14 protein-coding genes and 7 pseudogenes are annotated in these 19229 nt (G+C 60.5%); 13 read left to right on the top strand and 8 right to left on the bottom strand.

The genetic code is table 11. The features are described 5' to 3' along the window. Positions 1–156 precede the first annotated feature (156 nt). The 4 genes and pseudogenes from SB822_RS52285 to SB822_RS52300 all read left to right on the top strand — a co-directional run. A pseudogene (locus tag SB822_RS52285) lies at positions 157–429 on the top strand (IS30 family transposase); the annotation flags it as partial. A gap of 31 nt (positions 430–460) precedes the next feature. Further along, a pseudogene (locus SB822_RS52290) lies at positions 461–685 on the top strand (hypothetical protein); the annotation flags it as partial. A gap of 609 nt (positions 686–1294) precedes the next feature. Further along, complete coding sequence (locus tag SB822_RS52295) at positions 1295–1840, top strand: hemerythrin domain-containing protein (RefSeq protein ID WP_410858475.1); 546 nt, start codon at positions 1295–1297, stop codon at positions 1838–1840. A gap of 877 nt (positions 1841–2717) precedes the next feature. Beyond that, positions 2718–3269 (top strand): DUF4142 domain-containing protein, encoded by a 552-nt coding sequence (locus tag SB822_RS52300; RefSeq protein ID WP_410858476.1) that lies wholly within the window; start codon positions 2718–2720, stop codon positions 3267–3269. A gap of 85 nt (positions 3270–3354) precedes the next feature. Here the strand turns inward: SB822_RS52300 and SB822_RS52305 are convergent, their stop codons facing one another. The 5 genes and pseudogenes from SB822_RS52305 to SB822_RS52325 form a co-directional block, all read right to left on the bottom strand. Next, on the bottom strand, positions 3355–3567 hold the full coding sequence (locus tag SB822_RS52305) for a hypothetical protein (RefSeq protein ID WP_410858477.1): 213 nt from the start codon (positions 3565–3567) through the stop codon (positions 3355–3357). A 52-nt stretch (positions 3568–3619) separates the two neighbouring features. Beyond that, positions 3620–4204: pseudogene (gene nadE / locus SB822_RS52310) on the bottom strand (NAD(+) synthase); the annotation flags it as partial. Between the two features lie 74 nt (positions 4205–4278). Next, on the bottom strand, positions 4279–4782 hold the full coding sequence (locus SB822_RS52315) for a CinA family protein (protein ID WP_410858478.1): 504 nt from the start codon (positions 4780–4782) through the stop codon (positions 4279–4281). 129 nt (positions 4783–4911) lie between these two features. Continuing rightward, positions 4912–5403 (bottom strand): annotated as a pseudogene (locus SB822_RS52320) (ferritin-like domain-containing protein). A gap of 108 nt (positions 5404–5511) precedes the next feature. Next, a pseudogene (locus SB822_RS52325) lies at positions 5512–6683 on the bottom strand (zinc-dependent alcohol dehydrogenase). A gap of 822 nt (positions 6684–7505) precedes the next feature. On the opposite strand from SB822_RS52325, the gene SB822_RS52330 reads away from it, so the two are divergent. The 5 genes from SB822_RS52330 to SB822_RS52350 all read left to right on the top strand — a co-directional run bounded on the left by SB822_RS52330 (position 7506) and on the right by SB822_RS52350 (position 9577). Further along, positions 7506–8126 (top strand): cation:proton antiporter, encoded by a 621-nt coding sequence (locus tag SB822_RS52330; protein WP_410858479.1) that lies wholly within the window; start codon positions 7506–7508, stop codon positions 8124–8126. Next, positions 8042–8872: a cation:proton antiporter gene (locus tag SB822_RS52335; protein WP_410858480.1), complete on the top strand. Its 831-nt coding sequence runs from the start codon at positions 8042–8044 to the stop codon at positions 8870–8872. Before SB822_RS52330 ends, SB822_RS52335 begins: the two co-directional genes overlap by 85 nt. Before the next feature lie 92 nt (positions 8873–8964). Beyond that, the gene (locus tag SB822_RS52340) at positions 8965–9105 is read left to right on the top strand and encodes a hypothetical protein (protein ID WP_410858481.1); all 141 of its coding nucleotides are present in this window, start codon (positions 8965–8967) and stop codon (positions 9103–9105) included. 32 nt (positions 9106–9137) lie between these two features. After that, positions 9138–9320 carry a hypothetical protein gene (locus SB822_RS52345; protein WP_410858482.1) on the top strand — a complete coding sequence of 61 codons (183 nt, stop codon included), beginning with the start codon at positions 9138–9140 and terminating at the stop codon, positions 9318–9320. Further along, complete coding sequence (locus SB822_RS52350) at positions 9317–9577, top strand: hypothetical protein (RefSeq protein ID WP_410858483.1); 261 nt, start codon at positions 9317–9319, stop codon at positions 9575–9577. Before SB822_RS52345 ends, SB822_RS52350 begins: the two co-directional genes overlap by 4 nt. A 467-nt stretch (positions 9578–10044) precedes the next feature. Here SB822_RS52350 and SB822_RS52355 read toward each other — a convergent pair whose 3' ends face one another. Next, positions 10045–10911, bottom strand: a complete 867-nt coding sequence (locus SB822_RS52355; RefSeq protein ID WP_410858484.1) for an SDR family oxidoreductase — start codon at positions 10909–10911, stop codon at positions 10045–10047. Positions 10912–11175: 264 nt separating this feature from the next. Between SB822_RS52355 and SB822_RS52360 the strand changes: the two genes are divergently transcribed. Continuing rightward, on the top strand, positions 11176–12966 hold the full coding sequence (locus SB822_RS52360; RefSeq protein WP_410858485.1) for a RecQ family ATP-dependent DNA helicase: 1791 nt from the start codon (positions 11176–11178) through the stop codon (positions 12964–12966). 515 nt (positions 12967–13481) lie between these two features. On the opposite strand, the gene SB822_RS52365 is transcribed toward SB822_RS52360, so the two are convergent. Continuing rightward, positions 13482–13976 (bottom strand): ferritin-like domain-containing protein, encoded by a 495-nt coding sequence (locus tag SB822_RS52365; protein ID WP_410858486.1) that lies wholly within the window; start codon positions 13974–13976, stop codon positions 13482–13484. Between the two features lie 1812 nt (positions 13977–15788). On the opposite strand from SB822_RS52365, the gene SB822_RS52370 reads away from it, so the two are divergent. Together SB822_RS52370 and SB822_RS52375 are read left to right on the top strand one after the other, a co-directional pair. After that, positions 15789–16382: a ParB-like protein gene (locus tag SB822_RS52370; RefSeq protein ID WP_410858487.1), complete on the top strand. Its 594-nt coding sequence runs from the start codon at positions 15789–15791 to the stop codon at positions 16380–16382. 209 nt (positions 16383–16591) lie between these two features. Next, positions 16592–17098: a DUF421 domain-containing protein gene (locus tag SB822_RS52375; protein ID WP_410858488.1), complete on the top strand. Its 507-nt coding sequence runs from the start codon at positions 16592–16594 to the stop codon at positions 17096–17098. Positions 17099–17820: 722 nt separating this feature from the next. Here the strand turns inward: SB822_RS52375 and SB822_RS52380 are convergent. Next, a pseudogene (locus SB822_RS52380) lies at positions 17821–19080 on the bottom strand (thiamine pyrophosphate-requiring protein); the annotation flags it as partial. A gap of 62 nt (positions 19081–19142) precedes the next feature. Between SB822_RS52380 and SB822_RS52385 the strand changes: the two are divergent. Continuing rightward, positions 19143–19229 (top strand): annotated as a pseudogene (locus tag SB822_RS52385) (IS6 family transposase); the annotation flags it as partial.

The following is a 19229-nucleotide window of genomic DNA, read 5'->3' on the forward strand; positions in this document are numbered from 1 at the left end:
AATTCTGCCGCTGCCCAGCTCGCTGCCTCTTGCTTCATGCGCCGCCCAAAATGCGACAGTAAACGACACTCCGAAGCAGTTTACAACCCAATCCGCTATGTCATTGACCGTAAACGACTTTCTCGGCGCCTACAGACTTATGTGTAATGGGATGGGCATCAGGAGCTCAGCGCCGCCACCGGCGTGCGCGTGTACTTCTGCGATCCGCACAGTCCATGGCAACGCGGTACCTGCGAGAACACCAACGGGCTGCTGCGGCAGTATCTGCCGAAGGGCACTGACCTCTCGATCTACAGTCAGGACGAACTCGATGGCATCGCCGACAGCCTCAACAGCCGACCTCGCGCTACCCATGCATTTCATTCACCATTCGAGGTCTTCGAACGTATGCTCGCAACCGCTTCGATAACCTCAGCTTCCATTCATTAGCCCCCTGTTGCGCTTCACTCTTGAAACCGCCCTTGCTCACGCAGGCACCGCTGGCTCATTCGGGGCCGCGGGGTCGCTTGCCGTCCTCATGATGTGGCTGTACTTAGCCGCCGTTTTCCTTCTAGGAGCAGAAGTCGTTGCCGCGCTGAGCGGAGTACAGTCCGACGATGACGGCGGATCGGAACCTGCGACGCCCCTCGACGGCTCGCCTGCAAAACGGCGATCGCGGCATCGAGACGATACGAGTCTCACATGAGCGCACCTCGACTCGCCGCCGGTGCGCGACGATCTGTGCGCCGCCTCGAATCATACGTTTGACACGGCAGGCGGGCGCGTCGTTGATGTTCGCTTGGAGGGCGCGTAGAGGCGGACCAGGCTCCGCGAGGGAGCCTCGAAATTGCCGCGAGACGATCTGGTCACACTCCGTCAGCCCTTTTCTTTTCCGTCAATTCCTGGATGCCGCACACTGCGGAGGCTTTTGACCGTACTCGCGAACGGGAATGGGAAATGGCCAGGCCGGAGTCCGGCTGCGGTTGACCGGTGCCTGCCTTAGATACCCGTCGCGGACGTGTTGCTCCTTCGGGGCGGCTGTGTCACGCGCCGCGACAGTCCCGAGGCTCCTTTGCACGAAGATTTCCGTCACACCGGAGGTTCGCGGCGCACAATGCAAGCGGGCGCCCTCAGTCCTACGCGTCTCTTAACCCAGTCCTGCGGCGTGCACGCAAGACGATCGAACGCCACCGACGCGCGTCCGGTCTGAGCACCGCCGACGCGCGGAACGTTCCTTGCTGAAATGCCGATGCGCATCGCGAGACCGTGTTAAAGGCGCAACTACACAATTCACGAATATTTCACGGAGATACGAATGAAAACGCAAAACAAGGAAAGCGCATCGGCTGAAGCCCACGCGGACGCGATCTCGTTGCTGAAGGCCGATCACCGCGCAGTTGAGAAACTCTTCGAGGCGTTCGAAAAGGCGGAGGACGGCGATCTGGACGCAAAGGGCACGCTGGCGCGGCGGGCATGCGAAGAACTGACGGTGCATGCGATTATCGAAGAGGAACTTTTGTATCCGGCGGCGCACAGGGCCCTCGAGAAACAGGATGAGATTGACGTGGACGAGGCATATGTCGAGCACTACCTCGTCAAGACGTTGATTGAGAAGTTCGATTCGCTTCGGCCAGGCGATGATGGCTTTGACGCGACGTTCAAGGTGATGTCTGAACTGGTAAAACATCATGTCGAGGAAGAAGAGTCCGAGCTGTTTCCCGAGCTTCGCGAAAGCGGCGTTGACCTCGTCGCGTTAGGTGTAAAGCTGGCTACGCGCAAGAATGAACTTACGGAAAAGCTCGAGGCAGCGGGGAGCAAACTTGTCGGTGACCGGTCACTCTCGTTCACCCGAACCGTGTGATCTTACGCATATGGTGCGTGTCCACCGGAGGCTCCTCTCGCACTTCAAGGCGAGCGGAGACGCATGGGTGACTGCGTGAGCCGGCTCGTCCAATGGCACGAAGCGGCAATCTGTCGCCCGGTGGCGGCACGTGCAAGCATGGACTCGAATTCACGGACAAGCGCGTTGACATCCGTGCACCTCAGCCTCCAGCGGCTGCTGCCTCGTGGAAGACAGCAATTGCTGCGAGGGCGAGGCGTCGGTCGAGCTCGCCGCATGCCATCGATGGTCTTCCGATCGAGGTGTTTGCGCGACTGCATGGCAAGGACATGGAGCCCGTTCCAAAGCACCGCGAGCAGGTTGTTGAAGTCGTGCCCAACGCCTCCCTCGGCGTGCCAGCGCTCACTCTCAACGGCAGCAAGACTGGGCCACGTTGAAAATCAGGGATGCGGGTTCGCATGGACGGCAGCCGCTTCTCGGCGCTTGCCCTGGTCGATGCCATATGTGACGGGCGGGACTGGTCGGCGTCGCCAAGATCATGCGCGACATTACTGAGCGCACGAAAGCGGCCGCTGCGCTGGGAGAGGCCAACGCGGCACTGTCCCAAGCGCCGAAGCACGCTCGGCACGACGTTCCAGCTCGTCACAATGCTCGGCCCGTGGCATCAGTCGGCCCTTGAATGTCGATCATCGCCGTTCATGAATGTTCGTTCAGCACGCATTTCTCGTGTCGGCGGCGAGCACCGGGTACGAAGGTTGCTGTCGCTTTTCTGGCTGCGGAGCTCCGCTTGGTAGAGACAGCGCCCAACAATGCCGTCACTTTCGACCGCACTGACTCACGGGTTAGCGCCAATGCCGAGATCTTCGACCGCCTCTATTCTCATTGACGGAGAGAAAGCATGAAAGCGAAGCACCTGTTTGTCCTGGTCGGTCTTATTGTCACCGGTCCTGCGCTATGCCCTGCTGCTTCGGCGCAAACGCAAGCGGCCTCCACGACGGCCACGAATCCCTTAGCTCAGGTCGATAAAGATTTCGTGCAGGCCGCATCAATGTCCTCGTCAACGGAGATCGATGCAGCGAAGCTGGCGCAGAAGAACTCTGAGGACAAGGATGTGAAGTCCTTTGCACACCACATGCTGCTCGATCACACCAAGCTGACAGTACAACTGAAAATGGCTGCGCCAAAGGGCGTCACCGTGCCAAAGGACAATTCGGACACGTCCATCCTCGATACGCTGAAGGGACTGAAGGGAAAGGACTTCGACCAGGCCTACATCCGGAAGGTGGGACTTGAGGGGCACAAGCAGGCCATCGCAGCGTTTCAGAAGGAGACTTCGGAAGGCCAGAACGTCAAGCTTAAAAAGGCGGCGCAGGACGCAATGCCGACGATCCAGGAACATTACAAGCGCGCGCAGGACCTCGCCGCGAAGAAAGGTGTGACGGCGCAATAACGAGGCAAGCGGCGATGACGAGGATCCGCCCGGAAGTACTCCGCCTGGGATATTTTCCCTTGGCGGCGGACGCCGGACGGAGGTCTCAGTTCGGGACGACGGGTAGGGCACGTTTGTGACGCGTCGCCATATAGAAGCGTCGCACGATGGTGATCACCTCGTCGCTCACTGGTTTGCCTTCAAGAAAATCATCGATGTCGTCGTAAGCGATTCCATAGCTGTCTTCGTCGGCCTTTTGCGGTGCTAGTGTCTCGAGATCGGCCGTCGGCACTTTCGTCACGAGCAAATGTTGCGCCAAGCACGCGCGCCAATTCCCTTACGCGTCGTTTGGTGAGGCCGGCAAGCGGAAGGATATCCGCGGCCCCGTCCCCGAACTTGGTAAAGAAGCCCATCAGGGACTCCGCCGCATGATCAGTGCCGATCACCACCCCCGCGCTCGCGCCCGCAATCGCATACTGGGCATCATCCTTTGCCGTTCCTTGATGTTGCCCAGCACGGAGTCCTCCTGGAAATCGTCGGTATGTTGCGCGCCCGCATGCTTCAGGGCGCTGAGCATCGCATCCGCACACTCCTTGATGTTGACCGTCAGCGCTTCAGCCGGACGGACGAATTGCATGGCGCGTCTCGTCTTCTTCATCGCGCTGTTCGCCGTACGGCAGTCGCACAGCCAGGAAATGTGCTTCATAGCCTTTGGCCCGGAGCCGCTCCACGCTCAACTGGGCGAGCCGCCCGGCCGTCGAGGAATCGACCCCTCCGCTGATGCCGAGAACGTACGTACGGAGTCCGTTTGAAAACAGGTAATCGCTCAGAAACGCAACGCGTCGTTCAAGCTCGGTGTTTGCATCGAAATGGGCATCTACGCATAGCTCGCGGATTACCTGCTGCTGCCAGTCACGCTCGAACGCTGTTTGATCGACCGCCATGTTGCCCTCCATACCGGTACCCAAGCCTGATACATCCCTTAACCGCTCCTCGCCTTCATTCTGCCAGAGAGGGAGCAGCCGCGAACTTAGCGCCTTGATCCGAGCGCGTTAAAATAATGTTCGATCCGGGACAGTGCATAGCGCGCAGCCTGACGTCGAATTTCATTGCGACCGCCTGAAAACCGGCGCGTTTCTGCAAAAGTAACGATCTGACCATCGCGCTGCCGGTAAGCCCACGCAAAGCATTGGGTTCCGGGAGGCGGGCCTTCCGAAGGCGCCGCGTCGGCAACGCCCGTATTGGAGCCGGCGACATCGGCGCAACTCGCCTCCTGCTGCAAAGCCCCCTGTGCCATCTCACGAGCCACGGCCTCGCTTGTCAAACCGTGCGCCTGCATCGTTGAATGCCGTACGCCCAGAAAGCCCGCCTTGCCCGATGGCGAATACGTGACGAAACCCACGTCAAGACAAGCTCCGCTTCCCGGCACCTCGGCCAGGCATGACGCAATGAGGCCAGCCGTACATGATTCAGCCGTCACTAGCTTCAGGCCGCGACTGCCGAGAAACGACACAACCTGCCTGGCAACGTTCATCTGTTCCTCCTCGATGCGTCAGTACCTGAAGCCGGAATCCATCAGTTGCGCCAACCGATGTGTGCAACCCCCGGTGCCGACTCACCGAAGCCGAATGAGCCGGGCGCGGTGCGGCGAGGTCTGGGCGCGTCAGACGGCCCTTACCTTTACGTTGCCGGCCCGTTCGACGAACCCGGCAAGCTTCAGATCCGTCGCCCGTTCTTCTTCGAGCGTTTCCTTCAAGAGCTTGACGCCTTCCGTGAACCTAGCTGTTTGCCGATCGCAGAGGCTGCCGTGGGTTGCGATCTCATAGTGTTCCACTTTCCGGGCCACTGCGACGAGCCCGGCGTCAAGCACTGCCCCTTCTCAATCTCGTCGATCAGCTCGTCACCGTGTTTGATCAGACCTTCCATTGCCACATTTCACGCGTTTGAGCTTGATACCGCATAGCTCGACGACCTGGTCGATGCGCTCACCTGTCCTTGCGTTTCTTCCAGATGCGTCTTTAACACCTCATTCGACTGTGGGTGCGACGCGCCACGCGAATATTTTGCAGGCCTTTTTGTCGACTGCTTTTCGGCGCTGTAGCTGTCCGGACAACACGTGGACGAACAGAACGTCGACCGTTTTGCGCTGTGTCATGACTTACTCCCTTGAATTGAAACTTTACAATTAATAGTCAGCGATGCTGACGTCCTGCGCTTGATGGCGAAACTGCTCCGGCCTGGCAGCGTCGGGGCCGTGCGCCTCTCACGGTTTCAATACGACCTTGATACAACCGTCTTCCTTGTCCCGGAAAGTCTTGTACACATCTTCGGACCATCTTCCAGTGGCACGGTATGCGTAATGACGAACGAAGGATCGATCTGCCCTTCCTGGATGCGGCGCAGCAGCCCGTCGGTCCAGCGGTTGACATGGGTTTGCCCCATTTTCCAGGTGAGTCCCTTGTTCATCGAGGCACCGAATGGAATCTTGTCGATCAGGCCGCCATACACGCCGGGCACTGACAGCGTTCCGGCGGGTCGGCAGACATAGATCATTTCGCGCAACACATGAGGGCGGTCGGTCTCCAGCATCACCGCCTGCTTGACCCTGTCGTAGATCGCGTCAAGAGAGCGTGTTGCATGTGACTCCATGCCCACGGCGTCGATACACTTCTCTGGTCCTTTGCCGCGTGTCAGTTCCTTGAGTCGCTCCAGCACGCTTTCCTGGTCGAAATTGATAGTGATCGCGCCACCGGCCTGCGCCATGGCAAGCCGTTCCGGCACACGGTCAATCACGACGACCTGCCTGGCGCCGAGCAGCACGGCGCTGCGTATGGCCATCTGCCCGACAGGGCCCGCCCCCCAGATCGCGACCGTATCCTCGGGCTGGATGTCGCAGTTCACGGCCGCCTGCCAGCCAGTCGGAAAAATGTCGCCGAGAAAGAGAACCTGTTCATCGGTCAACCCATCCGGAATCTTGACGTGAGTGGTGTCCGCCATCGGGACGCGGACGTATTCGGCCTGGCCACCCGGGTAGCCGCCCGTCAGGTGCGAGTAGCCAAATAGTCCCGCCGTGGTATGGCCAAACGCCTTGTCCGCCTTTTCCCTGTTGCGATTACTGCGTTCGCAAACCGAGAAATTCCCTCGCCGGCACTGATCGCAATTACCGCAAACGATTGTGAACGGAACTACCACGCGGTCGCCCACCTTGAGCGCGCGATTGTCTTTGCCGACGTCGACGACTTCACCCATGAACTCATGCCCCATGATGTCGCCGCTCTCCATGGTCGGCATAAACCCATCGAACAGGTGGAGGTCCGATCCACAGATCGCGCACGAACTCACCTTTACGATCGCGTCGCGGCCTTCCTCGATCACAGGATCGGGTACCGTATCGCATCGGATGTCGTGCTTGCCGTGCCAACGAAGTGCTCTCATGCTCTTCTCCAAGGGAAACGCCATGAAATGGGGAGTAACAGCGCAATGCCGAACAGCAATGGGTATTCCACACGAGACGCTGACCCGGTTGAAACCGCGAACATTTGCGATCCCGCGGAAGACATGGAGAGTGCCTCTTAATCAAGGAGTGCTTCCGCTCACGCAAAGCGGTCGGCATGGCAGCTGCGTAATTTCATGCCGAGAGCCCGGTCGCCTCGACTTCACACTGTCGGCGGCAGCCGACGCTTGCGACAGCTTCTTTGCAGCCGGGTTGCTGGCCGCGTCGAGTCCGTTCCGTTACCGGATTGCTGCGGGGTACCGGGGCGGCAGCAGAGGTCGTCACGCTGAGCACTTCGATCTGTTCCGTCGAGGCCTGAACGCTCGCCGGGGCCGTCGCCGCACATAGACAGCCCGCTCGGGCTTCTCGACGGAATCTCAGGCAGACATCTGTCCCGTGGCCCGTGCGCGCGTCACGATGCCGGACCGGTTGTAACATTTGTTTGTAAATCGAGCACGTCCGGCAACCACGGACAATTTTTGCGCACATCTTTAGCCCTGAAACGCAGTGCCGCTGTAGTGCGCGATCGGGCATATGTCATGCGGCATCGCGGTTGCATTTTGTGATCACTGTCCACTGCAGCACCATCGTGAGGAGCATCGTCGTGAGACAGCTACATAGGTCGTTACTGCTCGTGCAGTTGCTGATCTGGGGTGCGGCTGTTGTTTGCTCACTCCTGTGACTTGCTCGGAACATGTCGGCCGCAAGATCTTAGCCGCTTGGCGTCCCCGCCCGCGGCTGGCTTCAGCACATAAAGCCCTGTCATGGAAATACGTTTGGAAGCGCTGTGGTTTCTGCTCATTGGCGCGCTGCTTGTCGCCATGGCGCTTGGTCGCGGGCTCGTTGCCCGCCTCCCGCTCAGCGGGGCGATGGTCTATCTGGTGGTTGGGTTTCTGATCGGTCCAGCTTGCGCGAACCTGTTGCCTGTCTCGCTTGATGGTAACGTGCGAACGCTAAGGGTGGTGGCAGAAACGGGGCTGGTCGTTTCGTTAATGGCGATCGGCATGCATTTGCGCGTTCCGCTGCGCGATCCATTGTGGCGACTGCCTTTGCGCCTGGGCTTTCCCGCGATGTTTGCGACGGTCCTCCTTGTTGCAGGCTCAGGGATTCTGTGGGGCCCCCTCGCACTCGGACCAGCGCTTGTACTGGCGGCGGCACTGGCGCCCACCGATCCCGTGCTTGCAAACGAACTGCGCGTGAAGGAGGCAGGCGACGACGAGCCGCTGCGTTTCGCGCTGTCCGGCGAAGGCGGCTGCAATGATGGGTCTGCCTATCCTTTTGCGCTGGTCGGGCTTGCCTTGTGTGGCTGGCCAAGCCGGGAAGCGAACGGCCTGCGACGTTCCTGCTCGCCATGCTGTGGGGCATTTCTGGCGCGACGGCGATAGGCTGGGCGTGCGGCGCCGGTATGGTCAGAATCGTGACCTGGCTAAGAACACGTTTCGGCGAGGCGGTAGGACTGGAGGGATTTCTCGCCATCGGCCTCATGGGGCTTTGCTATGGCGCGGCATTGCTTGCGCATACCTACGCATTCGTCGCCGTATTCGTCGCCGGCGTCGCACTACGCCATGAAGAACTGGACGCAACCGGTGAGCAGACACCCTCCGAGGCACTCGCTGACGTCGAGCGCAGCCACAAACATGAGGCCGCGACGAGTCCGGAACTGGCACACGCGTACATGGCTGAATCGATGATGGCGTTTGCGGTGGAAATTGAGCGTATTGTCGAACTGGGACTGATGTTGCTCATCGGCAGTATCATTTCTGCACATTGGCGAGAACTTCTCGACTGGCACGCGATCTGGCCGGCGCTATTTCTGCTGTTCATCGCCCGCCCAGTCGGAAGCGTCGTGGCACTGTGGGGGTCGACCTTCGATCGGCAGCAGAGGACCTTGGTCGCGTGGCTGGGCATTCGCGGAGTCGGCGCGTTCTACTATCTGCTGTTCGGTCTTGAGCACAGCCGTTACGCTGCGCGTCCTCTCGCGCCTGCGATCCTTGCCACCATCGTCCTATCCGTATTCCTGCACGGTTGCAGCGCGACACCCGCGCTCAGGCGCTATATGGGCCGCTACATGCGAACGCCGGCATGCGAAACCGGGCGAAAGCGAAAAGGCACCGCGTCCGCCATTGGGTAAGGCGATGCAACATTTTCCGTGGCTGCCGGCCTCAGCCCGGGAACGTCCAATGCGCGATCTCGCTAGTCCGCCCCCTTCGCAGGAGCCGAAGAATGCTCGTCATACCCGACAAACCAGCGTTACTCCGGGCGTGCGCGCCGATCAAACGCCAGACGCCCGTCGCGTTGCCGAGCGAGTCAAAGATCGCGCCGACCCTGTCGAGCGTGCGGATCGTCGTCGCAGGGTTGAAGTGAAAGACGACGTACGCGTCGACGCCAATTGAACTGTGACACAGAAGCCGCACGGCAATATCGATGAAACGCTGATTCCTGAAGGCAAGGATAATCCGGATCAGGGCCCCTATATGCCGGAGCATGACCACGTCGATCCAGACCTGCAGCCTGTCGACGAGGACGATCTGACCAGCCGCACGGAGCGGACTAAAAGCGATCCACAGAGACACGAATGAACAGAATCTTCTTTACTGTCATTGCACTGGGCTCGGTTTTCGCCATCAGCGCCGGCGCCCAGCAGACCCAGGGAAAGCAACCTGCTGGCAACGATGCGGTCACTGTGCAGTCCGGCGACGGCGGTAAGGCGCTGACCGACAAAGCCGGACAGTCAGATACGAAGAACCTGGAGGGAACATTGATGGACAAGCGGGCGAAAGCCTTGTCTCCTCAATCTGCTTCGTCCGCTGGCAAGTCGGGGAAAATCAGGCAGTAGCCATGCCTGACTGGCACGGACGATCGAGTATCTGAGTACTGCCCCGGCCGCACGCACGCACGAAACCTGCGCCACGGCAGCCCAGATTCCAGCAATATCCCCGTTTGCCTGCCGCATTGGCCCACCAGCCGCCGGGCGTCGCGGCCCCCAGCGCACGATGCCTCGGTAGGAATCAGTAGCCGTACGACCCGACGATTATGCACCGGGCCAGTCATGGCGTCGGCGTGGGCAGCCGCACGCTCGGTCGGTGTCGGTTCTGATGCGTGTTGTGCACTGAGGTCGGTTCCAACGCGGAACAGGGGTCTGCTGAAGGACTACCGGCCCTACCGGCGTCTGCGGTCTCCGCTCTAGCTGCGCCTGATCCCGCCCGAGGCAGACGCCCGGTGACACCCGTCAAATCGACTCGTCGCCCCGCGCATGGGGACAGCGCGACTTCCATCCCGCACGCCCGCTGCTCTGGCTGCACGCTAGAGAATCGGCGCACCGCCCGTCACGGCGATCGTCGCCCCCGATACGTAGCTGGCTTCGTCTGTAGCGAGCATGACATAAGCGCACGCGAGTTCAACAGGCTGGCCCGGCCGCTCCATCGGCACCTGCTTGCCGAAGTTCTCGACTTTTTCCTCTGGCATTGTCGAGGAAATCAGCGGCGTCCAGATCGGCCCAGGCGCGATGCAATTGACCCGAATGCCCCGCTTTGCGAGCAACTGAGCCAGACCGCCCGTGAAGTTCTGGATAGCGCCCTTCGTTGTCGCGTACGCGAGAAGACCTGGATTGGGTTTATCCGCATTGATCGATGTCGTGTTGATGATCGAGCCACCCGGTTTCATGTGCCTGACGGCCGAGCGTACGATCCTGAACATAGCGCCGATGTTCGTATCGAACGTCTTGTTCCATTCTTCATCGGTGATTTCATCGAGTGAATCGTAGGTCATCTGATAGGCCGCGTTGTTGACGATGATGTCAATCCGGCCGAACTCGCTCACCGCGCGCTCGACGATCTCGTTGCAATGCGCAGTGTTTCTGATGTCGCCCGGCATCAGCACCGCGCGGCGGCCCGCTTTTTCGACCCAACGCTGTGTCTCCTGCGCATCATCGTGCTCGTTCAGATAGGAGATCAGCACGTCCGCCCCCTCGCGCGCGAATGCGATCGCAACGGCACGTCCGATGCCGCTGTCGCCGCCCGTGATAATCGCAGCCTTGCCCGCAAGCCGGCCGTGCCCAACATAGCTCTCTTCACCGTGATCAGGCTGCGGGTTCATTGGCGCGGTGAGGCCGGGCACATTGGCCTGCTGTTGCGGCGGGAATGGCGGTACTGCATGTTTGGTCGCGGTCATTGCTTTCTCCCAGGAAATCGTCGCGCGTTCCGATTGCGCGGCAGGTACCAGTACGTCATGTATTTAGCAAACGCCCGGCCCGCCAAGGCCGAAACGTGCCTTATGAGCAGAACGGGACGGCCATGCAGCGGACTACCTTTCGCAAAGGCTATCGAGCGGGCGAGAACCTGTGGAATGCCCATTGCTCGTTACAGAACGAGATCACAGACAGACAACGCCCCGCATGACGCATGCATGCTGCGCGCCATCCAGAGGAACGCATCGGTGCCAGCCTTGACGAAACCAACCCAGCAGGCCATGGACCGGACGCTTCGCGACGTATTCGGTCTCGAATCGCTGCGGCCGGGGCAGCGCGAGATCATCGAAAGCGTGATGCACGGACGCGACACCTTGGCCATCATGCCCACAGGCGCTGGTAAATCGCTTTGCTATCAGTTGCCGGCGCTGCACCTGAACGGCCTGACGCTCGTCGTGTCGCCGTTGATCGCGCTGATGAAAGATCAACGCGACAAGCTTCTCGCAGCGAACGTGGAGGCGATGCAGATCAACAGCACGCTAAACGCCGCCGAGGAGCGGAACGCGTATGAAGAGCTAAAAACGGCATCGCGTGCAATCGTCTTCGTGACGCCCGAACAGCTCACCAAGCCAGCGCTGCTGGACTCTCTCCGCGGACGCGGCGGCTCCTGCGCGCCCGGACGCAATGTCCGTGGTGGCGAGGTACGACGAGTAAGACTGATAGTCGTCGACGAAGCCCACTGCATTTCGCAGTGGGGCCACGATTTCAGACCCGCGTTCCTGCAGATCGCTGACGCCGCGAGCAGTATGGGAAGTCCGCCCGTCCTCGCGCTCACCGCCACGGCTACTACGGCGGTCGTCGAAGATATCGTACGCACGCTAGCCATGCGCGATCCACGCGTGCTACACACGGGCATCTACCGGTCGAACCTGCAATACAGCGTCCTTCAGGTATCGGTCGCTGGTGGCAAAGGACGCGCGTCAGCGCGTTCTGCACAGGCCAAGCTCGCTGCGCTTCGCACCTTGCTCGAATCGCGCAGCGACACTGGCATTATCTACACGGCAACGGTGCGCGAAGCGGAACGTCTGGCGGCAGCGGTTCGCGAATGGGGGGTGCCTGCCGCGCTCTACCACGGACGGATCAGTCGCCGGCAGCGGCACGAGGCGCAGGACGGCTTCATGCACGGCGACGTGCGCGTGATGATTGCCACCAACGCATTCGGCATGGGCATCGACAAGGCGGACATTCGCTTTGTCGTGCATGACCAGATGCCAGGCAATATCGGCGCGTATTACCAGGAGACCGGGCGTGCAGGACGTGACGGCGAAGCAGCCGATTGCATATTGCTATTCGATCTCAACGACAGGCGTATCCAGCAATTTCTGCAGCTCGGTCGTTATCCGGAGCGCGAACTCATCGAGCGCATGCGTGAAGCGCTGCGAAAGCATGACGGCGTATCGACGACGGGCGTGAGTGTGGACGAACTCGCACGCATTCTCAGCGACGTCGGGCGAAACAAACTCCAGGTTGCGCTCAAGATACTGCTCGACGCCGGACTCGTGCGTCGCAATCGCGCGCGCCGCTATCTGCTGCGCGAGGGCGCTTCTGGCGTAGATGCCCTCTCGGCATCGCTCCGCCGCTACGACGAACAGGCGAAGCGCGATCGCGACGCACTTCAACAGATGATCGACTATGCGCAAACGGGCCGCTGCCGCTGGCACACAATCCTCGAGCATTTCGGTTATGGCGACGAACTCGAGCAGTGCGGCACGTGCGACAACTGCCGTAACCCGCCACACGTCGAACCCGTCCGCGAGCCCGTTCTCGAAGGCCGGATAATGGATGCTGCGCGCGAGACGCCTCGCGCGCCGCGCAGCTTTGTGCGCGGCCAGTCTGTGCGAGTGCGTAAGTTTGGCATCGGCCAGGTCACCTTTGCGACGACGGATCAGGTTGCCGTGCTGTTCCCTGATGGTACCACGCGCACGTTCCTCTCGCGATTCGTCAAGGCCGCGGACGGGACGCGCAACGCAGCCCTATAGCCGGCGCAGAGCGCTGCCAAACGCTGCACGTAGAGGCGCGTCGGCCGCCGCCTTGACTCACGTCGCGACTCGATCCGCCGGTAGGTAGGTGGCGCGGTAAAGGAAATACAACAACAGCGCCGCACTGACATGAAGCCCCACTCCGACACCCATCCACACACCGGTTGCGCCTAATCCGCACGTCAGACCCAGCCACGATGCCAGTGGTATTCCGATCAGCCAGTAGGCAATTATGCCCGTGCGAACTGTGAGACTCCCCCTGATTCAGTCCGCGCAGAGCGCCCATTGCAATATTCTGCGCACCATCCGCGAGCTGGCACCATGCGCCGATGCAGTCAGATGGCATATAGAGACAGGCGCCAGCAACTTCAAACGGTCCGCCACACGCGGCGCAGCAACAGTTGCAACTCGGCGCGATGCGCAGGTCGTGCAGGCGTAGTTCACGATAGCGCCGCGACGGCATGAAAGCGCGGGGATTGGTGCCGTTGTGCCAGCCGCAGCGCGCACCGTTACCGTTATTTCCCGAGCGCTTCCGCCGCGACTTTCTCTTCGGCCAGTAACGAGAGCTTTTCGTCCGTGCTCTTCTCTTCTTTCAACGTTTCGCCCAGTAACTGGACCGCGGTCGTCTCGCCCAGTTGCTTGCCCAATGCAATCAGTGAACCGTACGCCGCTATTTCGTAATGCTCGACCTTTTGTGCCGCGGCAATCAGAGCCGTGTCGAGAACCGGCCCCTTCTCGATTTCATCAATCTGCTCCTGCCCTTCCTCAACGAGACCTTCCATCGCAACACATTTGATTCGCTTGAGCTTCACCCCCGTTGCTTCGACTATCTGGTCGATACGCTGGATTTGGCCCTGCGTTTCTTCCAGATGGTGTTCGAATGCCATCCGCAGGTCGGGACTTGTAGACGCGCGCGCCATTTTCGGTAACGACTTCGTCATCTGCTTCTCGGCGCTATAAATGTCGGATAGGGAATGGATGAACAGGTCCTTCAGGGTTTTCGTCACCACGGCTCTCTCCTCGGTTAGCCAGACCCGCAGTCACCGTGCCCGCGGTGACATCTCACCGCATGCGTTATGCCTGGGGACGCGCCGAGACAGCGGCGGCCCGCACGCTTCGAGGGAGCTCTAGGAGCCATTCCCCAGACGCTCCGCGATTAGGGTGCTGACGGTGCTCAACAGCGCGTCCAGGTCAGCTGGTTTCCGGAAGAACACCGTCCAGCAATGCGGCTCGCCTTACGGCTCGGGCATGGCGGACGGCAGAATAATGGGCAGCTCAGCGAGCGCCGGCTGGGACCGCACGAGCCGGCAGAGCTCGCTGCCGTTCATCCCGGGCATCTGCCAGTCTGTAACGATGAGCCGGAACCTTTTATACGACCCTGCACGCGATTCCGTGGAGCGCGTTGACGCTCGACACCGAAGAAATGCTTCCGAGTCGACATCACCGCGCAGCAACTCAAGGGATGACGCCGTGACAAAGACCACTGGCCGTCAATGGCCGATGCGACCTGAGGTGCGCGGTTGCATCAGTACTACAACCGGTCGCCCTACTGGGCCCGCGACGCGAGAAGTCGTCCAGGGACGCGAGAGCGCCAGCGATATCTGAGCGGCTTAAGACGTTGCTTCAAGGAGGGCAACCATGAAAACGCGACAGAGAGCTGCAGGCGCAACGCTGTTTGCGCTTTTCGGAGTGACATTCGCTGAAGGCAGTGGAGTGCGGGCCCGGCGGTAAAACCAGCAGTCGTGGGGTCGCCGGTCAGGGCGGTACAGGTATGAGTACGCCCAATGCCGGCGGAGCCACGGGTACGACCTCGACTTCGAAGGGCGCCTATACCATGAAAAGCTCCGCAGGGGACGTCGAAGAATTTCCTGTATCGCAATCTGGTCGGTGAGCTCGCGTTCGTATCCGCGCCTTGACGTTTACGTCACGCATTGCGCACGCAACGCGGGTCAACGTATCGCGCTATACGACGGGGCTGAAGACATATCTCAAAATCGTGATGGCGCTGTTCCGGGCCGGCTTGCGACCTCCAGCCGCACGGTTTGCTGGACGGGCTGACGCAAAAGCCCCTAAGACGTGCGCCCTGTCCTCGTCCGCGAACACATCTAGCGGCGCTCCGACGAGGCGTCCCGGACCGTCGGCTTGTAATTCAGACATTGCGCGCGGGTTGAGATCTTCAATCCGGCCGTCAGCAGAGGCCACCACCACACATTCAGCGACCGTAACACAGGTGTTTAACAGGTATGCGTCCAACTGGACATCAGTCAACAGTTCAAGCCGCTCGCGTGTGAGGGTGACCATTCCCGGCTTCCCCGCTGCGACTCCTCCCTCCGCGACAGGCAATGCTGGCACGCCCGTTGCGTCGATACGGGTGCGGAGCGCCATGCGTCATCGCTGTGCCTTCTCGCTGGACCGGAGGACCATAATGACCAACAACCAAGAGCAATCCTTACGTTGCGTAGTGGGAAGTGCGGACCCGGATATTCTGGCGGATGGCGGTCCGCAGGTTCAGGTTATGCAGCCAGACGCTCGAGCGCCGTCTTCGGCAACATCGCAGCAGGAGGGAACACCTTCCAGCAGACGTTGCTGTGCCGAAAAAAGATGAGCGCGACGCTCCGGCTGTCCTGCGTGGTCTCGACGCACACTTAACGATAACCTTTGCCGTGCCGAGCTACCTACCATTCCGCGCGGCGACTCTTCGGATAGGCAGCGAACACCAATGCTTAGGCCGTCGCCCCACCAGAGGTCGTACTAGTGCCAGATGTTGCTCGCCCCGGCGAATCGGCCGCGCATTCATTGTTGCAGGAGTGGAGATAGAAGAAATGAAGACGTTAAAGATCGACCGGTTACGACCGACCCAGATAACCCACGGCATGCGGGAAATACGCGACAAGACCAAGGCGTACCGGTCATTGACGGGTCATGACCTGGAAATGGCAATCGCCGAAAAGCCGGTTCCGGTCGTGCTTGGCCCGGGTGGCGCTCCGTTCGTCATCGACCATCACCACGTTGCCACTGCGCTCTGGCGTGCGGACGTGAAGCGCGTACCAGTTGTGCTCGTCAGCGATCTCTCGTCACTTTCGACGGCCGGGTTCTGGCTCACGATGGAAAACAACCGCTGGACATATCCGTATGATGCCCTTGGTCAGCGTGTGACATTCACCGACATGCGGGAACACGTCTGGGAACTGGACGACGACGAATTCCGGAGTTTGTCGGCGTCAGTACGCGATGCGGGCGGATATGTGAAAACGTCCGTGCCCCTCGAAGAATTCCGATGGTCCGATTTCTTGCGTCGCAATCTGCCACTGCCTGAAAGCGATGCAGAGTTCGACGCGCTCGTCAGTCAGGCGGTGAAGCTCGCAAAGAGCAAACTTGCGCTCGGACTCCCTGGCTACCTGGGACTACCCGACTGACGGAACCGGCGAGCCTGGCGCTCACCGTCGAACACTCTTCGCAGGATTTGGTATAGGCCTGTCGCATGGAGCAATGCAACAGCATTGCGGTCGGACAGCCGACGCTGCCGGGCGGCTTTCGTCACGCCTCGCCATGCCGAACTTCATCGGCGACACGCAGCCGCCCTGCATGAGTCGCTATCCGGTCAATGCCGGGCGGGAGAATCGAAATGGACATAGTTGTAGCGATATTTGGGGAAGGCAAAAACCTCGATGCACTGCAGATGGCCGCCCGGACAGTCGCCGTCTTCTTCCTGGCGCTTGTCTTCATTCGCATATCCGGCCGACGTTCATTTGGGCAGCGTTCGCCCTTTGACTACGTGGTCGCCATACTGCTCGGCGCAACATTAAGCCGCGTTATTGTCGGAGCGTCGCCCGCCGTGCCGACGCTGGTTGCATCGCTCGTGATGGTGGTAATACATCGAGCGCTTGCGTGGGCATGCGTGCATTCGCCGCGACTCGAGTCGCTCGCGGTTGGCGTCGAGAGAGAAGTCTTCAGGGACGGCCAGTTCAACCGGAAGCAGATGTCCGCTGCGCTCATCACCCGGACTGATGTGTTCGAGACGGCGCGCCGAGAACTCCACACCCTTGACCTCGACGACGTGCAACTCGCGATTCTTGAGCGCAATGGGCAGGTGAGCCTCATCCGCAAACGGACCAGCTCCGGCGCCCACTGAGATGCGTAGACACCCAAACTGCGCGCGCTACGAGAGAGGGCGTCAAGCGATGGCCGACCGGGCCGGAAGACGCGCTCATCGCTGATACGGCCGACCCGGCGACGGCGCGCCTCAACCGGATGACAGAAAAGCCTCCCTTCGGGCAACCTCGGCCGTCGCAAAGGTGTCGACAAGACAGCAGCTGTTTGCGACGGCCTCGAAGCTGCTGTCCTCGAAGGTAAATATGAAACGGCGTAGCGCTATCGGCGACGCGATGTCCGGCCACCATTCAGCAACAAGCGTCGACTTCAGAACCTCGTACGCTGCGTAAGGACGCAAGCCCTTTGCATGAAGGATATGCGGGCTCACTTCCTCGTCATTGGGCGGACCGAGGCTCGCAAACACGGCACCGTCGAACCTCAGGAGGCAAAACGGTTCTTCGTTCCGGGCTGGCGCAGAGGGCAAGCAGGACGCTTACCGGGACGCAAGGACACGTCCAAACCGTCCATTCACCGTCGGCGCGAATCCCCCTTCCTTGCATTGGCTTCCCCTTTAACCTGCTTCCCTTTAAGCAGGATCCATCTGGCCCGCCAGGTCCCTGCCGTCGCGTTCACGCAACACTCGCTGCACATGTACACAAGGTCAGGCCGGCTAACTTTACATCATAATGTGATATTTACACACTTGCTTCCGCTCTTCGTATGCGGGTAGCGTCGCCGCGGGCGAAGCCGCGAACGCCTGTTCTAGTCTTTTCCGCCCGGAATCACGGTGCCGAGCACCTGACGGGCGGTATTCACAATCATGCTGCCCTCTTTCGGATCGCCTTCCATGAGTGTGCGCGCGAATGCACGCGCCTGGGCCATCGTGACGTGCGGCGGAAGTGGCGGCACTTCAGGATCGGTCTTCACTTCGAGCACAACAGGGCGTTTCGAGGCGAGCGCGGTTTCCCACGCGTCTCCAAGCTGATCGGCGCTATCGACATAGATGCCTGTCAGGCCGATCAGCTCCGCAAAGCGGTGATACGGCACGTTGGGAATCTTCTGCGACGCGTTGAATTTCGGATCGCCTTCCATCACGCGCTGCTCCCACGTCACCTGATTCAGGTCCTCGTTGTTCAGCACCAAGCAGATCCAGCGCGGATCGGTCCATTGCTTCCAGTACTTTGCGACTGTGATCAGCTCGGCCATGTTGTTCATCTGCATCGCGCCGTCGCCGACCATCGCGATCACGGGACGGCCCGGCCACGCGAACTTCGCGGCAATCGCATAGGGCACGGCCGCTCCCATCGACGCCAGGCCGCCCGATAGCGAGCCCATCATGCCGCGCCTGATCTTCAGATCGCGTGCATACCAGTTGGCACACGAACCGGAGTCACTTGTCAGAATGACGTCATCCGGCAAACGCGGTGACAATTCTGTGAATGCACGCTGCGGATTCACGCCGTTTTCGGCCGGCTGATGCGCGCGTTCGTCGAGCGTCTCCCACCAGCGCGAAGTCCAGCGCTCGATGCGCGAGCGCCACGCGGTACTGTCCTTTTGCTTGAGCAACGGCAATAGCGCGCGCAACGTTTCCGCGCTATCGCCGACGAGATTCACTTCCATTGGATAGCGCAGGCTGAGCATGTCGGCCTGGATATCGATCTGCACGCCGCGCGCATCGCCTTCTTTTGGCAAAAACTCCGAGTAGGGAAAGCCCGAACCGATCTTCAGCAAGGTATCGCACGACGTCATCATCTCGTAGCTGGGCTTCGTGCCGAGCAGCCCGATCGAGCCCGTGACCCACGGCAGATCATCGGGCAGCGCGGCCTTGCCGAGCAGCGCCTTCGCCACGCCCGCACCGAGACGGTTCGCGACTTCGATGACTTCGTCCGTCGCGTGCAGCGCGCCCGCGCCGACGAGAATTGCGACCTTGTGGCCGTCGTTCAGGACATCGGCGGCGCGTTGCAGGTCTTCCTGCATCGGCACGATTCTGGGACGCGAGTAGCCGACGCCCGAATGTGGGTTTTGTCGCGCTAAGGGGGCAGGAGTAAAATTGAAGTTGATATTTGCCCGAAGTGAAGCGTGAGATGAAGAAGTCGACTGCGAGACAAGCCCTGCCTGCCGGCGTAGCGAAGGTACTCAAGCGCCTGCACTATCCTCTGGAGGTGATACTT

The organism is Paraburkholderia sp. SIMBA_054, from assembly GCF_046534875.1.
GTDB classification, from domain to species: domain Bacteria; phylum Pseudomonadota; class Gammaproteobacteria; order Burkholderiales; family Burkholderiaceae; genus Paraburkholderia; species Paraburkholderia hospita.

Excerpts from the sequence above, each read along its gene's own strand:
- SB822_RS52295 (WP_410858475.1), top strand. The coding sequence starts at position 1,295 with ATGAAAACGCAAAACAAGGAAAGCGCATCGGCTGAAGCCCACGCGGAC.
- SB822_RS52300 (WP_410858476.1), top strand. The coding sequence starts at position 2,718 with ATGAAAGCGAAGCACCTGTTTGTCCTGGTCGGTCTTATTGTCACCGGT.
- SB822_RS52315 (WP_410858478.1), bottom strand. The coding sequence starts at position 4,782 with ATGAACGTTGCCAGGCAGGTTGTGTCGTTTCTCGGCAGTCGCGGCCTG.
- SB822_RS52330 (WP_410858479.1), top strand. The coding sequence starts at position 7,506 with ATGGAAATACGTTTGGAAGCGCTGTGGTTTCTGCTCATTGGCGCGCTG.
- SB822_RS52340 (WP_410858481.1), top strand. The coding sequence starts at position 8,965 with ATGCTCGTCATACCCGACAAACCAGCGTTACTCCGGGCGTGCGCGCCG.
- SB822_RS52350 (WP_410858483.1), top strand. The coding sequence starts at position 9,317 with ATGAACAGAATCTTCTTTACTGTCATTGCACTGGGCTCGGTTTTCGCC.
- SB822_RS52355 (WP_410858484.1), bottom strand. The coding sequence starts at position 10,911 with ATGACCGCGACCAAACATGCAGTACCGCCATTCCCGCCGCAACAGCAG.
- SB822_RS52370 (WP_410858487.1), top strand. The coding sequence starts at position 15,789 with ATGAAGACGTTAAAGATCGACCGGTTACGACCGACCCAGATAACCCAC.
- SB822_RS52375 (WP_410858488.1), top strand. The coding sequence starts at position 16,592 with ATGGACATAGTTGTAGCGATATTTGGGGAAGGCAAAAACCTCGATGCA.